Here is a 16110-nt window from a genome sequence, read left to right as displayed (position 1 = left end):
TTTAACGCTAGTAGCCCTCGTTAGGTACGGGGCTGACAAGCTGCTGTGTGTGGGTCACCTCTGTGAACGTATAGACCGGGCAGACTCATCCGATCGTCTGGTGATCGAGTGGCCCTGAATTCACAAAAAACAAGAGAGGGAACTGATGATAAGTATTTTCAAAACATTGAGAGAAGGGGTGCAGCTTCTGGCGGCGGTCATGCTGATCGCTTTTGGTGGCTCGCAGGCGGTTCATGCTGCCGGGTTGAAAATCGCGATGGTCATGCCTGGTCCGATCAGCGACAATGATTGGAATTCGGTCGGCTACAACGGGCTTCAGGCGGCTGCCAAAGCGTTGGGTGCAGAGGTTGCCTATTCAGAAAATGTCAGCGATGCGGATGCCGAGCGTATTTTGCGCGACTATGCATCGCGCGGCTACAAGTTGATTTTTGCTCACTCGTTTTCCTATGGCGATGCCACCCTGAACGTCGCCGAGGATTTCCCGGACACAACGTTCATGGCGGGAACTGCCAAAGAACTCGCTCCCAATGTCGGCAGTTATTCCAACCCCGATTATCAGGGCGCCTATCTGGCCGGCATGCTGGGCGCCGGGGCATCCAAGAGCAAGACCATCGGCTGGGTCGGCGGCATGCCGGCGCCGAATATGCTTGCCAATTTCCACGCCTACGAAGCCGGTGCCAAGGCGATGGTTCCTAGTGTGAAGGTTCTCCATAGCTTCATCGGCTCCTGGTTTGACCCGCCCAAGGCCAAGGAGGCCGCGATTGCTCAGGTCGAGCAGGGGGCCGACGTTTTATCAGCGCAGGGCGTCGGCGTGATCGATGCCGCAAATGCCAGGAATGTGTTTGCGCTCGGCGCCATGACCGATCAGAACCATCTTGGACCTAAAACCGTGCTGACGAGTGTTCTATGGGATCTCGGTCCTCTTATCACAGCTGTCGGCAAAGCTGTCGAGGATAAGACTTGGAAGAGCCAGAACTGGTCCTTCGGCATTCCGGAAGGTGCCGTCAGGCTCGCCGATTTCCACGGGCTGGATGCCGGCGTTTCCCCGGATGTGCTGACGGCCGTCAAGGCAAAGTTTGATGCGATCAAGTCTGGCGCTTTCACCGTGCCGCTGGATACGTCAAATGCCGACTGAGAATGAAGGTTTTTCCGCAACTTCCGGCATAGCGTCGGAGGTTGTCGGGGAGGCTGAGACGAAAGCTGCGCCGCTGCTCGACATGCGGGGCATTCGGGTCATTTTTGGCAGTTTTGTAGCCAATGATGCTGTTGATCTCACCGTCAGGGCAGGAGACATTCATGCCCTGCTCGGGGAGAATGGTGCTGGCAAGTCGACCCTGATGAAGGTTTTGGCCGGTCTCCTGGTTCCCTCCAAGGGCGAGGTACGGATCGGCGGGAAGAGAGAGACAATAGCAGGTGCTGCTGAAGCCATGCGGCTTGGTATCGGCATGGTCCATCAGCATTTCATGCTGGTGCCTCCGCTCACCGTTGCAGAAAACGTGTGTCTTGGTCTTTCTTCTGCCGGGAGGCTCATTCCCAATCTCAAGCAATGCGCCAACAATATTCGGGCGCTGGCAAAGGCCTATGATCTGGATGTTGACCCGAATGCCCGCATCGCCGATCTTTCGATTGCCAGCCAGCAGCGGGTGGAAATCTTGAAGGTGCTATATCGCGGCGCCCGCATCCTTATTCTTGATGAACCAACAGCCGTGCTGGCGCCGCAGGAAGCCAGCGGATTATTTCGCATCCTGCGCCTGCTCGCAGCGGAGGGCGTGGCAATTATTTTCATCAGCCACAAGCTCGACGAAGTGATGGCGTTGACCTCGCATGTCACGGTGCTCCGACACGGCCGCGTCGTGGCGAGCGCCGCCACCGCGGATACAGATGCACGCAGTCTGGCACGCATGATGGTTGGGGCAGATATCGCTTTGCCAAAGCTGGAAGACGCAGTCCCCTTGGGCGCTGTTGCCGAAGACGGCAAAGGCCCCGTGCTTTCGGTCGAGAGCCTCGTCTGCCGTGATACAAGCGGCGTTCGGTGCGTCAGCGGTGCCAGCCTGAACGTAAGGTCAGGCGAAATTGTCGGCATCGCGGGCGTTGATGGGAACGGTCAACAGGAATTGGCCGAGGCGATCGTCGGCCTGCGCAAAGTCGAAGGTGGCTCGATCAGCATAAACGGCTACGCGGTCACGCATGGTTCTGTCGCGGAGCGGATCAACCTTGGTCTTGCCCACATACCAGAGGATCGCCACCGCACGGCATTGGTGGAGTCGATGACGATAGGCGAGAATGCCGTGTTGGAGCGCGTCGGAGATGCGCCATTCTCCAGAGGCGGTTGGATCGACAAGGCGGCGATAGCATCGCTTGCAGATACGATCATCAAGGATTTCGACGTACGCACTACGGGCCGGGAGCAGAAAATCGGAACGCTCTCGGGCGGCAATCAGCAAAAGGTCGTCCTCGGGCGGGCACTTTCGCGTGATCCCAGCCTGATCGTCGCCGTTCAACCCGTTCGTGGTCTGGATATTGGTGCAACCGCATTCGTTCATCGAGAGCTTCTCGCCCGCCGCGCTGCCGGGGCCGGAGTGCTTCTGATCTCGACTGAGCTCGATGAAATCCTCGCGCTTTCAGACAGAATTGTCGTCATGTTCAATGGCAAGGCAATCGGCGAGTTGAAACGGGAAGAGGTGACCGTCGAACGGTTGGGTTTGATGATGGCGGGGCAGGTGACATGAGCGGAACAGAAGATGTTCAATTGAAACGGCCGTACGTTCCACCCGCATTGGTCAGCAGCACGGCTTCGGTATTAGCCGCCTTCATAGTGGGCGCAGTGTTGATCGCTGCAGTCGGCGTCAATCCGCTGACGGCATATGGTGCACTTTTCGATGCGGCCCTCGGCAGTCGCAATGGGCTGTCGGAGACCTTGGTGCGCACCGTACCGCTTGCGCTTTGCGGTCTCGGCATTGCACTTGCCTTCCGGGCTGGCGTCTTCAATGTTGGCGCCGAGGGACAGTTATATCTTGGTGGGACCGCAGCGGCTGCCGTCGGCGTCGCAGGTTCCGCTCTTCCCTCTGTCCTCCTTCTGCCGGCAATGATGCTGGCGGCGGCGCTGACTGGTGCGCTCTGGTCGGGGCTCGCCGCCTGGCTGAAACTTCGCTTTCGCGCTGATGAGCTGATCACCACGATCATGCTGAATTACGTGGCAATCGATTTCGTCTCCTTCCTTCTGCATGGACCGCTTAAGGATCCCAATTCGCCGTTGGCGCAGACAGCGCGACTGACCACAGAAGCGCGGCTTCCCACTCTTTTGTCTGGAACGCGCCTGCACGCCGGCGTTCTTATCGTCGTAGTCGCTGTCATTCTGGCACATCTGTTTCTCTGGAAACGGGTGGGTGGCTTCCGGTTGCGTGTGGTCGGTTTTAATCCGCGCGCTGCGCTCAACGCGGGGATCGATGTGCGTTACACTCTCATGCTCGGCTTTCTGATCAGTGGCGCGTTCGCCGGCCTTGCAGGCTTTGCCGAGGTATCCGGCGTGCAGCGGCGCATGATCGAGAACCTTTCACCCGGTTTTGGCTACAGTGCCATCATCGTAGCGCTGCTCGGTCAGACCAATCCTGTCGGTGTATTGGCATCAGCGTTCCTGTTTGCGGCGTTGCAGATAGGAGCGACGACTATGGAGTCGGCGGCGGGCGTGCCGAGCACGCTGACGACAGTCATTCAGGGGCTTGTCGTTCTGTTTCTCATCGGCAGAGCGGCGTTGCCGCTCGTCTCGGGCTGGCTTTCTCGCCGATTGCGACCGGGGGCGGTAACATGAATATGCTGTCCGCTCTGAACGATCCGGTATTTGCTGGCTTTCTAGCGGCTTCAATGCGGTTGGCTATACCGATCATGCTCGCAGCCCTTGGCGGACTCTTCGCGGAGCGGTCGGGTGTCCTGAACATCGGACTGGAAGGCATTATGCTCATTGGAGCCTTCGTAGGTTTCGTTGTCACATTTGCAACTGGGCAATTGGCCATAGGTATTGTTGCCGCCGTGCTCTCTGGCGTCACCGCCGGCCTTCTGCTCGGCCTATATACGATAACGCTCAGCGCCAATCAGGTGGTGGTTGGGATTGCCTTGAACCTGCTGTCGGTCGGCGTTACTTCCTTCTTCTATCGCCTGTTCTTTGGGGCGGCCACGGATCGACCGCGGATCGAACCCTTCGCGCCTGTTGACTTCGGCGGGCTCGGTGATGTCCCGCTGGTCGGCCCGCTGCTGTTTCGTCAGGACATGCTGGCTTATCTCGGGCTCTCATTGATCGTTCTTACCTGGTTTGTGATGAAGACGACGCGATTCGGGTTGAATATCCGTGCTGTCGGCGAGCATCCCGAGGCAGCCGAGACACTTGGCGTCGATGTCGTCCACACGCGGTATATCGCGATCGCTCTTTCCGGTGGACTGGCGGCACTCGGCGGTGCTTTTTTGTCGCTTTCAGCAACAGGCGTCTTTCTCGACAACATGACGGCGGGTCGCGGCTATATCGCCCTTGCCATCCTCATTCTCGGTCGCAGACATGCCATTGGCATTCTGTTTGCCGCTCTCCTCTTCGGCTCCGCGGATGCTCTGCAACTGCGAGCCCAGCTTCTGCCCATCAATGTACCACTGCAATTTCTACTCATGTTGCCGTATGTCTTGACGATTGTGGTGCTTGCCGGATTTGCCGGCCGTCAAGGCACGCCCGCTGCCCTCGGGTTGCCCTTTCTCCGCAGTGGTTCGCAAAAAGGATAACTGACGATGCTTGATCTTCATGAAGCTACCTCGCCTGAAGTTGGGCAGGCGATTAGCAAGGGTGCGGTCGCCGTGCTGGCCGTTGGTGCACAGGAACAGCACGGTGCACACCTGCCGCTGTCGACGGATACGGTCATGGCACAGGGCGTAGCGCGGCGCATTGCCGAGGCAATCGGCGGTCTTCTGTTGCCGCCGATTGCCTACGGTGACGCATGGAACAACGAAGGATTCCCGGGCACACTGTCGCTTTCGCCAGACACCATGCGCGCGATCTTCATGGATATCGGTCGGGGACTTTCACGATCCGGCTTCAGGGCGCTCGTCATCGTCAACGGCCATTTTGGAAATCGAGAGCCGATCGCGCTGGCCGCCCGTCTGCTGAAGCAGGAGACGGGTTTCCCCGTGTTTTATCTGGATTATCCAGGCATAGAACAAGCCGCAAACGATATCTGCGACAGCAAACCCGCCGCGCCGACCTTCTACCATGCGGACGAAGTCGAGACCTCGATGATGCTGGCGCTGGCCCCTCATCTGGTGAGAATGGACAAGGCCGCAGCGGAATATCCGACATTCCCCGCGACGTTTGGCATGGAGGCGATCAGTCTCAGCACGTTCAACAAATCCGGCGTCTTCGGCGACCCAACGTCGTCCACGGCAGCCAAGGGTGAGGCGCTGATTGCGCGTATCGTTGATGAGAGCGTCAAACTTGTCGATTTATTCCTCTCGGATAGATGACAAATGCGATCCGATCGCTGTTGCTTCCTACCGGAGACGCCGTGCATCCTCTTCGTCAACCGGATGGACGAACCGAGAGGGCGGCTAAGGGACGTGGTCGCCGCGCTTCAAGACTACGCCAACCACACGCTTTTGCTTCGCCAGATCCCGATCCGCGAGGGGGACAGGATCATAGGCAGTTGCGATCTGATTTCGGGACGGGCGTGGCGCTATCGGGAAGGCCAGACTTCGGCGCTGATCGCAATCCCCGAAAGCGCGGCCGAGCGCGAGCACGAAGCGCGCAGCGAGCTCCTGGAACACCTGTCCGAATTCGATGACCGGCTTCTCGAAGAACTGATCGAAGATCGCGAGCCGCCCAGCAACGCGCTCTATGCCATTTCATCGCGGCTTGTGTGACCATTCGCTGACGCTCGGGGATGGTTATCCGGCATGGGTATAGCATGGTTAGTCGTTGAAGTATGTTGGAGGCTTGATGACACCAGTGAAAAGTTACTAACTTCTGCGCAATGTGTCGCCCACTTAGGGTTCCAATTGCCTCAAAGAAAATTGCCCTGCCAGGTGGGGCCAGGCAGGGCAACAACAGGAGTACTGTTAAGAGCGCGAGTCGGATGTGAACTGGAGTTGAATTAGCCCCCGAAAGGCCCGGACATGCTCCCCCACTTAGCTAAGTGGGTAGGAGTAATGTTGGTAATATGACTAGTAGCAACTTTAAGATGGAAGTCCTTTCGGGCCCCGAGCGCCGCCGTCGCTGGAGCACGTCGGAGAAGCTGGCGATCATTCAGGAAACCTACGAGGCGGATGCGACGGTGAGCATCGTCGCTCGTCGGCACGGCATCCAGCCAAACCAGTTGTTCGCCTGGCGCAAACTGGCGTCCCAAGGGGCGCTGACGGCGACGGCCGCCGAAGAGGAGGTCGTTCCGGCTTCCGAATATCGGGCACTTCAGGCCCAGGTGAAAGAGCTGCAGCGCCTGTTGGGCAAGAAGACGATGGAGAGCGAAATCCTCAAGGAAGCTCTCGAGATCGCCGGTGGCCCAAAAAAACATCTGTTGCGCTCGCTCTCTCTTCCGAGGGGGATTTTGGAATGAAGACCGTCTGTCAAACTCTGGGTGTCGCCCGCTCGAATATCGCCGCCCGTGCCACAGGCTCCCCTTCCAAAGCCAGAGGACGCCCGCCACTCCCGGATCGGGAATTAGTGGACGACATCAAGGCCGTCATCGCCGACATGCCCACCTACGGCTATCGGCGTGTCCATGCCATCCTGCGCCGGAATGCCCGCAAACAGGGGCGTTCGTGGCCCAATGCCAAGCGCGTCTACCGAGTCATGAAACTGCACAACCTGTTGCTTGTGCGTCATACCGGAGCGGTCGATGATCGCCTTCACGACGGCCAGGTCGCCGTCGCCCGCTCGAACACCAGATGGTGTTCCGACGGCTTTGAGATCGGCTGCGACAACAAGGAGAAGGTTCGTGTCGCCTTCGCCCTCGATTGCTGCGACCGGGAGGCAATCGCCCATGTCGCCACCACAGAGGGCATCAAGAGTGAAGACGTGCAGGACCTCGTGATCACCGCCGTCGAGAACCGCTTCGGCCGCATCAACATGCTATCCGAGCCCATCGAATGGCTCACCGACAACGGCTCCTGCTTCATCGCCAGGGACACCGCATCCTTGCTCCGCGACATCGGCATGGAGCCGTGCACGACGCCGGTGCGCAGCCCACAATCGAACGGCATGGCCGAGGCGTTCGTCAAAACCTTCAAGCGCGACTACGTCTCGGTGAACCCCACCCCAGATGCCGAAACCGTCATCGCTCAACTGCCGTTCTGGTTCGAACATTATAACAATCTTCACCCGCACAGCGCGTTAGGATATCAATCGCCCCGCGAGTTCATCAGCTCGCATTCTCAAACCTGAGCATGTCCGGTCTTTTGGGGGCAACTCCAGATGTGAACTGGAGTTTAGTAACTTGCGCAGCTCAATCTATCATTGTGTGACAGTTTTGTGAATTGTGGCATTCGCATCAGGCGAGAGGGGAAGAACTCGCCGTTCGCACCAACTACTCGCAAACGGTTTCGCGCACTACTACCCGATGATGATGACGGTAGCCGTAGCGCCTCTCTGTCCAGCACCGGCGATGATACCTATAGCGCGGAGCGTCATAGTATCCATCATCTGCGTAGGTCGGTGGATCGCTGTAATAGCGTGGCGGCGGCGCATCATAGTCGTAGCGAGATCCGACTCCGTATTCAAAGTAGACCTGAGAGAATGCCGGCGATGCGGCCAAGGTCGTTGCGAGCGCCAGCGACGCGATTACAATTCTTTTCATGTCTTTCCATTCCCATTTACATACAGCTGTGACGCGCTATCCCGCGCCTCAGATGTAGTATGCCATGAGCGGCGCTCGTGAATACGGACCAAAGTCCCGACCAAGTAAGGACTTAGGCCTTAGAGCTTGTGAAAGCTCTGTTCGCTAGCGTTGCGTGGCCTCCTCGTACTCAAATCGTAAGATGAGATATCGTCTCCAACCGAATAAGTAGGCGGTGGCGACTGAGGGTTTATACGTGCTCCCGCCTGCAAGATGAGCGGTGTTATGCCCTTTCAAAAATATGCATCTATTCCAAATGATCTCAATTTTCGTGAAGCGTTATTGCTTTGGGCTCGCAAGTTTGTCAGATCCGACACGGGGGCAACGCGCGTTACTCAGCGGACGATTGATGTGTTGTGCGCCAATCCCAGCCTCCTCGACGGACGTGAAATAAACGAAGCGACTTTCATGCTATTGCGTCGGCACGCGTTCAATGAATTCGAATTGTCGTCTGAGCAAGGCCATCGAGGTGATGGCGCCATGTCCGGGAAAAGCTGATGTGCTGAGGCGAATAGGCCGTTACGATCGGCAGACCGAGCATGTCGGCGTCCGCCCTCACACGCATGGGAGCATTGTTTACGGAGCAGCGTCGACTAAAATTATCTTATTTGTATTAGATACTTAACTCCGGGCTGAGGCGTCATATAACGCCTCCATCGGATGAGAAGTTCGATTCCTTTCCTCTCCGCATTGACTGCTCGGTCCGGCGACGACATGTCGTCGGCCGACGCCTGCTCAGGCAAAACACCGATTCCCTTGAAGGCGGGGGCTTGCTCCCTTTGGAGCGTTGAAAATCGGATATCATTTCCGCAACCGGATGGTTTTGACCACTACTAGGTGTTCTTACCAATGAGGTGATCCGCTTCACGTCGACGACGGAACCCCGATATCCACCAATTGGTGGTCTTTGGTTGTCTCTCCAATAAACGTCGGCCGATAAGTTCGATCAACGCGGGCGCCAATGTTGTGCGTTTTATGGTGGTGGCCGTTGCTCGGGCTAAGTAATCCCCATTCCAGTTTCGACACCTTGCTACCTCGGCCTGGTGGAAACGCGAAAGTGCCTGGGCGTCATACCCGTCTGCCTTTTGAAAACTTCGTAGAAACGAGCAGCCGACCCAAACCCGCAATCGTCCGCGATGTCCAAAATCGAGTCATCCGTTTCGGCTAGCCTCTGCATGGCGCGAGCCAACCGATACCGGGTCAAGTACTCCATCACGGATATTCCCAATACGCTGCGAAATGCTCTGCTGGCAGTGGTCGAGTGGACGTTCGCGTGCTTTGCCATCGCCGCCAGTGTCAGCGCTTCACCATACCGCTGACCGATCAAATTAGTTAGGAGTTGGGTGTATCGTATCTCCGAACCCGACAATCTCGGATTGGAGGCCATTACAGGCCTGTCGAACGTGTGATCGAGAATCAATCGCCGGACCACGATCGACACTTCATCCTTTACCAGTTGCTGGCGCGCCGAGCCGCCTACCAGCCATTCATCGGCCCAGCGCTCGCGAACGTTGATGGTCCCGCTGGAGGCTCCGGCTTCGTTTACGAACGCACCCTGAAGGACTGCCTGTCTCGACGCCGCGTCGATCGGCAAAGCGAGAAAGTCCACGAGAGGGAGATAGACGCATACCAGCGGAGACTCCGGAGTGACGAAGATGGTCTGGTGCGGGATTGCTGCCCAGAACAGCACCATTCGACCCGCTTCTACATATTCCTGTTTCCCGTTGAACAGGTAGGTCATCGATCCCTCAAGGAGGAGATTGATCTCTATGTGGTCGTGCCAATGGGCAGAGATCATCGTGTCCGCGACGTGGCGCTCAACCGTAAAGTCTCGCGGGGATCCAATCCACTTACCTTCGCTTGCCGTCGATTCGTTGCCCACACATGCTCCGATCCTGGAATTATTTTCCATTTAGCAGGAAGAAATTCTCGGTGGGAAGAGGCAATCAGTTGTCGGTCATCAACTCGGGAGCAACCCCATGCCGAAAATTTGCCTCGTTGGAGCCGGAAGCACCGTCTTCGCTCAAAACATTCTCGGTGACGTCTTATCGACGCCGACCGACCACGACTATGTCATCAGCCTTTTCGATATCGATCCGGAGCGGCTGAAAACTTCAGAGATCGTGGCCCGTCGCATCTGCGAGGCCTTGCATCTGAACCGTGTGCGGATCGAAGCGACGCTCAATCGGAGGGAAGCGCTAAAAGATGCGGATTTCGTGATCCTGATGATGCAGGTGGGCGGCTACAAGCCTGCGACCGTGACGGATTTCGATATCCCGAAGCAATACGGTCTGCGTCAGACCATTGCAGACACGCTGGGCATTGGAGGCATTTTCCGGGGCCTTCGCACCATCCCAGTCCTGGAAACCATCTGCCGCGACATGCAGGAAGTCTGTCCAGACGCCTTGCTTATGCAATACGTGAACCCGATGGCGATCAATTGCTGGGCAATCAAGGAGATCGCGCCGGAGATCCGCAATGTAGGTCTCTGCCACAGCGTTCAGCACACAGCGGGCCACCTTGCCGAATGCCTGGGAGAAGACATCGGCGAGATCAACTACCTTTCCGCAGGGATCAATCACATTGCGTTCTTCCTGAAGTACGAGAAACTTCATGCCGACGGCCGGCGCGAGGATCTGTATCCCCGGCTAAAGGCGCTTGCCGCAGAGGGCAACGTGCCCGAGGACGACCGAGTGCGGTTCGATGCGCTCAAGAGGCTCGGCTTCTTCGTTACGGAGTCCAGCGAGCACTTTTCGGAATATACGTCCTGGTACATCAAAGATCGACGCCCGGAACTCATCAATGAGCTCAACATCCCGCTCGACGAGTATATCCGCCGATGCGAGGTCCAGATATCCGAGTGGCACGCTCTACGACAGGATCTGGAGGGCGGCAAGCCAATAGACATCTGCCGGAGCAACGAATATGCTGCTGGCATCATCCATGCTGCGACGACCGGGAAGCCCGCTCTCATCTACGGCAATGTGCCCAACGCAGGGCTGATTGAGAACCTTCCCCCCGAATGCATCGTCGAGGTGCCGTGCCACGTGGATCGCAACGGAATTCAACCTATCCGGATCGGCCGGATTCCTTCTCAGCTTGCCGCTGTCATGAAGTTGAGCATTTCCGTCCAGGAACTCACGGTAGAGGCCGCTCTTACTGGGAAGCGGGACAGGATTTACCAGGCAGCGCTCCTTGATCCGCACACTTCCGCTGACCTGTCGCCGGACGAGATCTGGCGCATGGTCGATGACCTGATCGAGCGACACGGCGATCTGCTACCCTCCTATCGCTGAAAAGCTCAACATCGGAAGACACACAACGGCGCTCATCCAGCGCCGTTTTTTGTTCGTTAAATCGATCATAAAACGTCAATATTATGATTGACAATGAGCGAAATGACCCGTTATGTGATCATCATTGAATGACGAGAGGAGGTGCTCATGAGTCTGACCAATGGTTTGAAGACCGATCGGCTCGATCTCATACGTAGTCATCTCTATGCGAATGGGTTCTCTAGTATCCAGGATATTGCCGACGCCGTGGGCGCGTCGCTCGCTACGGTTCGACGCGATCTTCAGGTGCTGCAGGAAGCGGGCGCCATCGATCGCGTGCACGGGGGTGCCCGGATCGCGGAAGGTACTTCTGTGGAACTGGCATTCCAGGAGCGCGAAAAGCGGCAGCTGGCCGCCAAGCGCGCGATCGCCGCGCACGCGTATGAGCTCCTGTCCCCCCGAACGGCCATCTTCCTCGATGCCGGGACGACCGTTCTGCAGTTAGCCAAGCTGATCCGCATCAATCCGATTCCTCTGCGGATATTCACGAACGGTTTGATCGTGGCTCAGGAGTTCATAAACGTTCCAAACCTCGAAGTCGTTCTGGTTGGAGGACAGCTTCGCAGCGAAAACGCGTCCCTCGTGGGTCCGCAAGCCGAAGCCATGCTGGAATCCATCTGGTTCGACCAGCTTTTCCTTGGTGCCAGCGCGATCAGCAACGATGGCGCGATCTACAGCGTCGACAGTGCAGAAGCCAGCGTCAATCGAAAGATGCTGGCTCGGTCAAACAGCAAGTTCGTCCTCACGGACTCGACGAAGTTCGGTACGACTGCGACCTACAAGGTTGCCCCACTCAGCGAGGCAAAGTTGATCACGGACGACGGTCTGTCCAACGAATGGCGCACGCAGCTCGAAAAGGCCGGTGTCGAGACTTTGTTTGCTGATCAGGGGGCGAAGTCTTGAGGCCTGACCTGATTCTCGGCGTTGACGGTGGCGGCACGAAAATGATGCTCGCTCTTGCCGACCGAAACGGCACCTTCCTTCGAACTGGCTTCGGGGGTGGTGTGAACGCCATGGACAATCCCGGTTGGCGTGACGAACTCAGTCGATGCCTGGAGCCCTTCCGTCACCAAGAAGGGTTGGTCTCGGTCGCGGCAGCCCTCCCGGTCTTCGGTGAAGTGGCGACGATTTCGCGGCAACTGGACGAGGTCGTCAACCGAGCGTTTCCGAACGCCCGCACTCGCGTCCTGAACGATGTAGATGCGGCACATCTTGGAGCCTTTGCAGGCAGGTCCGGGATACTCCTGCTCTCGGGCACGGGGTCGATGGCTTGGGCGCGAGATCGGGCGGGTGAATCTTTTCGGGTCGGCGGATGGGGCGACATTGTCGGGGATGAGGGCAGCAGCCACTGGATCGGTCGATTGGCACTCAACGCGGTGAGTCAAAGCATCGATCGGCGTTCTGCTCCGACTGCCTTGACCGAAGCGATCTTCTCTCACCTCGGGCTGGACCGGAACAATCCTATGGAGTCGCTGGGCTCCTGGGCAACAGCGCACGCTAGACGTTCAAGCATTGCCGCTCTGGCGGCGGTCGTCGATCGCACAGCGGCAGCAGGCGATGATACCGCAATTGCTGTTCTCGAATTGGCTGCGGACCAGCTTGCGAGCCACCACCTTGCGATAGCCGCGCAGTGCGAGCCGGGAGCAAACTGGACCTACGCGGGCGGAACGTTCCGAAGCAGGCTGCTACTCGATGCACTGGCAAAGCGGATTGGCCGTCCCCCGGTTTGTCCGAGCTTGCCCCCAATCGGCGGAGCTCTTTTCGCTGCCGCCCAACTTCTCGACTGGCCCACAGATGAAGGCTGGATCGAACGCGTCGCAAAATCGGCGAAGGCGGCGTTTGAGCATTGAACCGATGCCGGGTCTAAACATAAGAAGGATGGGAACATGCGTAAGAAATTCTTGTTACTGCTCACTTCGGCCGCGCTGGCCATCGCTCTCCCTGCTGCCGCACAGGACAAGCCCCTAGCGGGTAAGTCCATCACCGTGCTGATGCCATCGCCACAAGGGCCTGACATTGCATCGGCATTCGAAGCGGAGACGGGCATCCATGTCGATTTGCAGACACTCTCGTGGGATGACATCCGACCGAAACTGGTGACGGCCCTCGTCGCAGGCACTGCCCCCGCCGACGTGACGGAATTCGACTGGTCCTGGACGGGCCAGTTCGCAGCTGCCGACTGGTATATGCCCCTGAACGATGTGGTCGACGCTGACACGATCAAAGACATCGGTGTTGCCAAGATCTTTACCGTCGATGGCAAGCTTCTCGGGATCCCATACACCAACGATTTCCGCGTGATGCTGGTCAACAAAAAGCATTTCGCCGACGCGGGGGTCACAGAGACGCCCAAGACTCTCGATCAGCTGGTCGCAGCGGCAAAGAAAATCAAGGAAAAGGGCATCGCCACTTATCCGATCGGCCTACCGCTTTCAGCTACCGAAGGCGCATCGACGAGCTGGTATCTTCTGACGAAGGCCTTCGGCGGCGAGTTGTTCGACAAAGATTTCAATCCGCTCTTCACCAAGCCTGACTCGGCAGGTTACAAGGCGCTCGCATTTGAGCTCATGCTTCTGAAAGAGGGTCTGGTCGATCCTGCATCTACCGGACTGAAAGATAGCCAGATCAACGAAGGTGTCTTCTCACAAGGGCTCACAAGCATCATGATCTCGGGTGAACCCGGTCGCCTTGGCTCGATGAACGATCCGAAGCAGTCGAAGGTTGCCGGACAGGTCGAGGCAATCCTCGTTCCGACGGAAAGCGGAGAAACACGCAGCTTCGGTCTGCCGGAGGCGCTTGCCATTCCGAACGTTTCCCCGAACAAGGACGCGGCAGTGGCCTTCGTCAAGTGGTTCACAAGCCGCGAGTTTCAAAAGAAAAACATGGCGAACGGCTTCCTTCCGACCAGGACGTCTGCATTGAGCGAGCTGAACTCCGAAGGCAAGTTGAACAGCGGTGACGCGTTGATCGCGCAATCGAAGACCGTCGAAGCGCTTTTCCCGCAGGGAACACCTCCGTGGTATCCCCAGCTCTCGAGCGGCGTGAACACCGCGATCAACAGCGTTGCCAAGGGCCAGATGACCGTTGATCAGGCAGTGGAAAGTATCGCTTACGCAACGAAGCAGGCAATGGCGCAATGAGCGCTGTCTCCTATAGCGGGACCGCGGCGAAGAAGGGTGTCGGCCGGAATGCCGACACCGCGCTAGGCGTGCTGTTGGTGTCCCCGATATTCATAACGATGGCGGCCCTCGTCTTCTACCCGATGACGCGGACGATGTGGGACAGCCTCCATCGGATCAACCCGATGCAAGCCGGGACGCCATTCGTCGGACTTGATAATTACACTCGAATGCTGTCCGACGCCCAGCTCGGCAGCACTTGGATGAATACGCTTATCTACGTTGTGCTGGCGGTTGTCGCCGAAACGGTATTTGGCGTCCTGGCCGCATCGTTGATCAACCAAATCAGGGTAGGTCGGCAGTGGGTGCTCGCGGCGGTCATACTACCGTGGGCTCTCCCGGGTGTCGTAAATTCGGTCATCTGGCTCTGGATATACCAGCCGGGCGCAGGCCTCCTGAATGGTATCCTGACATTTTTGGGACTGCCTTTCGAGAACCATGTCTGGTTCAATGACCGCACGAGTGCGATCATTGCCGTCACTGTCGTCCACGTGTGGCGGATGATGCCTTTAACGATCGTGATCGTACTGGCGGCGATGCAAAGTATCCCGGCGCACCTTTATGAAGCAGCCCGTATCGACGGAGCGACACGACCACAGATGTTCGCTCTCGTCACGTTGCCGCTGGTACGAAGCGCGATCGCTGTGTCGATGACCAACGCTACGGTGAATGCATTCAACCTCTTCGACGAGGCGTGGGTCTTGGGCGGATCAAGCCTGGAAACTCGGCCGATCCTTGTTCAGATCTATCTCGAGACATTCCAGAACTTGCGTTTCTCCTATGGCATGGCCTTGTCGGTTGTCATCACCTTCGTCTCATTGCTCATCTCGCTCGTCTACGTTCTCCGGGTCTATCGCAACACGAGGTTCGATTGATGAAAACATCGCTCCATCATCGTGTGATGATATGGATGGGCATCGCCGTTCTGCTGGTCTGGTCTCTCGGCCCGATCTACTGGACGGTCGCCAGTTCGGTAACGCCAACGGACGACTTCTCGGTCAGGCCGATCCATTTCTTCCCGCAGCATTTCACGTTCGACCACTATTCTCGACTTCTCGGCATCAATGTCGACCGTATCGGAGGGGTCGAGGTATGGCGGCAGTTTCGACTGGCGCTTCTAAACAGCGTGATTACTTCGGCGGCCGCCACGCTTCTATGCGTCGCGGTGTCCGCGCTCGGTGCCTATGCGTTCACTCGCATGCGCTTTCCCGGGCGTGACGTTCTCTTCGGACTGGTTGTGGCAACTCTTGCCGTTCCGGCTTACGCCGTTCTGATCCCGCTCTACCAGATCATGATCAAGATGCATCTCGTCGATACCTATGTCGGGGTTGCCCTTATTTACGTGTCTGCCTACCTGCCGCTGTCGCTCTGGCTGTTGCGCAGCGTGTTCGAAGCGTTGCCGCTGGCACTCGAAGAGGCTGCGCAGCTTGATGGGGCAGGGCGCTTGTACATCCTTTTCAAGATCGTACTCCCCCTTGCAGGCCCCGGTCTGACGGCAGCAGCGATCCTGACGTTTCTAGGGGCCTGGGGGCAGTACCTCGTGCCGCTCATTTTCTCGCCTCAGGCGACCAAGCCGTTGACGGTATTGATCCCTGAGTTCGTCACCAAGAACTTCATCGACTACGGGCTGATCACGGCCAGCGGTTCCATCGCGATCGTTATCCCGGCCTTGGTCGTCATCTTTCTCAACCGATATCTGGTCAGCGGATTGCTGGCAGGCTCGGTCAAGTAATCGGA

14 protein-coding genes and 1 pseudogene are annotated in these 16110 nt (G+C 57.6%); 13 read left to right on the top strand and 2 right to left on the bottom strand.

Features of this window, described 5'->3' with window-relative positions; translation table 11 throughout:
* The first annotated feature begins 145 nt into the window (after nt 1–145).
* The 7 genes and pseudogenes from AB8B29_RS25965 to AB8B29_RS25935 all read left to right on the top strand — a co-directional run bounded on the left by AB8B29_RS25965 (nt 146) and on the right by AB8B29_RS25935 (nt 7408).
* Nucleotides 146–1135 (top strand): BMP family protein, encoded by a 990-nt coding sequence (locus tag AB8B29_RS25965; RefSeq protein WP_113102930.1) that lies wholly within the window; start codon nt 146–148, stop codon nt 1133–1135.
* On the top strand, nt 1125–2729 hold the full coding sequence (locus tag AB8B29_RS25960) for an ABC transporter ATP-binding protein (protein ID WP_113102931.1): 1605 nt from the start codon (nt 1125–1127) through the stop codon (nt 2727–2729). Before AB8B29_RS25965 ends, AB8B29_RS25960 begins: the two co-directional genes overlap by 11 nt.
* On the top strand, nt 2726–3808 hold the full coding sequence (locus tag AB8B29_RS25955; protein WP_113102932.1) for an ABC transporter permease: 1083 nt from the start codon (nt 2726–2728) through the stop codon (nt 3806–3808). The genes AB8B29_RS25960 and AB8B29_RS25955 overlap by 4 nt, the downstream gene beginning before the upstream one ends.
* Complete coding sequence (locus tag AB8B29_RS25950) at nt 3805–4761, top strand: ABC transporter permease (protein ID WP_439006803.1); 957 nt, start codon at nt 3805–3807, stop codon at nt 4759–4761. The genes AB8B29_RS25955 and AB8B29_RS25950 overlap by 4 nt, the downstream gene beginning before the upstream one ends.
* Nucleotides 4762–4767: 6 nt before the next feature.
* Nucleotides 4768–5496, top strand: a complete 729-nt coding sequence (locus AB8B29_RS25945) for a creatininase family protein (protein ID WP_113102934.1) — start codon at nt 4768–4770, stop codon at nt 5494–5496.
* Between the two features lie 36 nt (nt 5497–5532).
* Nucleotides 5533–5889: pseudogene (locus AB8B29_RS25940) on the top strand (elongation factor G); the annotation flags it as partial.
* Nucleotides 5890–6188: 299 nt separating this feature from the next.
* Nucleotides 6189–7408, top strand: a protein-coding gene (locus AB8B29_RS25935) for an IS3 family transposase (protein WP_439006802.1) whose coding sequence is annotated in 2 segments (ribosomal slippage) — nt 6189–6525 and nt 6525–7408 — 1221 coding nt in all. Because the reading frame shifts where the segments join, the coding sequence is not laid out codon by codon here.
* A gap of 142 nt (nt 7409–7550) precedes the next feature.
* Here AB8B29_RS25935 and AB8B29_RS25930 read toward each other — a convergent pair.
* Together AB8B29_RS25930 and AB8B29_RS25925 are read right to left on the bottom strand one after the other, a co-directional pair.
* Nucleotides 7551–7820, bottom strand: coding sequence for a hypothetical protein (locus AB8B29_RS25930; protein ID WP_113109130.1), 270 nt, complete (start codon nt 7818–7820; stop codon nt 7551–7553).
* 1069 nt (nt 7821–8889) lie between these two features.
* Nucleotides 8890–9741: a helix-turn-helix domain-containing protein gene (locus AB8B29_RS25925; RefSeq protein ID WP_439006801.1), complete on the bottom strand. Its 852-nt coding sequence runs from the start codon at nt 9739–9741 to the stop codon at nt 8890–8892.
* Between the two features lie 97 nt (nt 9742–9838).
* Here AB8B29_RS25925 and AB8B29_RS25920 point away from each other — a divergent pair, with 97 nt between their 5' ends.
* The 6 genes from AB8B29_RS25920 to AB8B29_RS25895 all read left to right on the top strand — a co-directional run bounded on the left by AB8B29_RS25920 (nt 9839) and on the right by AB8B29_RS25895 (nt 16105).
* Complete coding sequence (locus tag AB8B29_RS25920; protein WP_439006800.1) at nt 9839–11155, top strand: alpha-glucosidase/alpha-galactosidase; 1317 nt, start codon at nt 9839–9841, stop codon at nt 11153–11155.
* A gap of 147 nt (nt 11156–11302) precedes the next feature.
* A complete protein-coding gene (locus AB8B29_RS25915; protein WP_037190907.1) occupies nt 11303–12097 on the top strand; it encodes a DeoR/GlpR family DNA-binding transcription regulator in 795 nt (264 codons plus the stop codon).
* A complete protein-coding gene (locus AB8B29_RS25910) occupies nt 12094–13044 on the top strand; it encodes an N-acetylglucosamine kinase (protein WP_168596053.1) in 951 nt (316 codons plus the stop codon). Before AB8B29_RS25915 ends, AB8B29_RS25910 begins: the two co-directional genes overlap by 4 nt.
* Before the next feature lie 36 nt (nt 13045–13080).
* Nucleotides 13081–14334: an ABC transporter substrate-binding protein gene (locus AB8B29_RS25905; protein ID WP_037190902.1), complete on the top strand. Its 1254-nt coding sequence runs from the start codon at nt 13081–13083 to the stop codon at nt 14332–14334.
* Entirely contained in the window at nt 14331–15248 is a 918-nt protein-coding gene (locus tag AB8B29_RS25900; protein ID WP_037190900.1) for a carbohydrate ABC transporter permease, read from the top strand. The genes AB8B29_RS25905 and AB8B29_RS25900 overlap by 4 nt, the downstream gene beginning before the upstream one ends.
* Nucleotides 15248–16105 carry a carbohydrate ABC transporter permease gene (locus AB8B29_RS25895; protein WP_037190898.1) on the top strand — a complete coding sequence of 286 codons (858 nt, stop codon included), beginning with the start codon at nt 15248–15250 and terminating at the stop codon, nt 16103–16105. The genes AB8B29_RS25900 and AB8B29_RS25895 overlap by 1 nt, the downstream gene beginning before the upstream one ends.
* Nucleotides 16106–16110 lie beyond the last annotated feature (5 nt).

The sequence above is a fragment of the Rhizobium sp. 11_C7_N12_5 genome (assembly GCF_051811145.1).
Classification (GTDB): domain Bacteria; phylum Pseudomonadota; class Alphaproteobacteria; order Rhizobiales; family Rhizobiaceae; genus Rhizobium; species Rhizobium lusitanum.
The sequence above is the reverse complement of the archived record's forward strand: the minus strand, read 5'-3'. Positions and strand labels throughout refer to the sequence as shown.